Here is a 1,207-nt window from a genome sequence, read left to right as displayed (position 1 = left end):
GGTTAATTGGGAAGCTAGTAGATCTCAAGTATACATATCGGGATGATATTTGTGACAAGGTCGCACTTGAGAAAAATTTCCGTAAAAAGTTCGAAGTGCTAAATAGTGTAAGCCTCACTGAGTCTGAGTTCGCTCGCTTACGAGATGATATTGTCACCGAGGACGTATTTAAAGCATCAAAAACATTGCGAGAAACAGGATATTTTCGACGGGAAGATGGAACGCCCCTACATTACACCCTTGTCAATATAAAAGATTGGTGTAAAAACGAGTTTGAGGTCATTAACCAGTTACGAATGAACACCAGTGATAGCTACCATTGTTACGATGTAATATTGCTCATCAACGGCATACCTGTCGTGCAAATTGAGTTAAAAAATCACCAGATCGTTACTCGCCGAGCTATGGAGCAAATCGTTAACTACAAAAAAGATTCTGGCAATGGTTATGGCAATACCATTATGTGCTTTATGCAGCTATTTATTGTTAGTAATGAATACAGAACTTACTACTTTGCTAATAACCACAATGAACACTTTAGCTTTGATGCAGATGAACGTTTTTTACCTATTTATCAGTGGGCAGATAAAGATAATAGAAAAATTAATCACCTACACTGCTTTGCCAAAGCGTTTTTAGCTAAATGTGCTTTAGGGCAGAATATCAGCCGCTATATGGTACTTGTGGAGTCAGAACGAAAAATGATGATGATGCGGCCATATCAAATATATGCGGTTAAAGCCATCGTTGACTGCATCCAACAAAACCTTGGAAATGGCTATATTTGGCACACCACTGGATCAGGAAAAACACTAACATCCTTTAAAGCCTCTACGCTACTCAAAGACAATTCAAATATTGAAAAATGCTTATTTGTAGTTGATCGAAAGGATTTAGATCGTCAAACCCGTGAAGAATTTAATAAGTTTCAAGAAAGTTGTGTAGAAGAAAATACCAATACTGAAACGCTTGTTCGGCGCATGTTATCTGAAGACTACGCCGATAAGATCATTGTCACGACCATTCAAAAACTGGGGTTAGCACTGGACGAAAATAGCAAACGGAATAAAAGCAGGCTTAAAGAGGGAAAACAAACCTACAAAGAGCGTTTATCTCCCCTGCGGAACAAGCGGGTTGTGTTTATCTTTGACGAATGCCACCGTTCGCAATTCGGTGAAAACCATAAATCCATTAAAAAATTCTTCCC

1 protein-coding gene is annotated in these 1,207 nt (G+C 38.5%); it reads left to right on the top strand.

The genetic code is table 11. The features are described from left to right. Window positions 1–1,207, top strand: a 1,207-nt coding sequence (locus CDZ78_RS20645; RefSeq protein WP_140414278.1) for a DEAD/DEAH box helicase family protein, incomplete at both ends; no start/stop codon positions are given.

Source organism: Bathymodiolus platifrons methanotrophic gill symbiont (assembly GCF_002189065.1).
Taxonomy (GTDB): domain Bacteria; phylum Pseudomonadota; class Gammaproteobacteria; order Methylococcales; family Methylomonadaceae; genus Methyloprofundus.
Note: the sequence above shows the minus strand (reverse complement) of the source record. Positions and strands in the feature narration are given on the sequence as shown.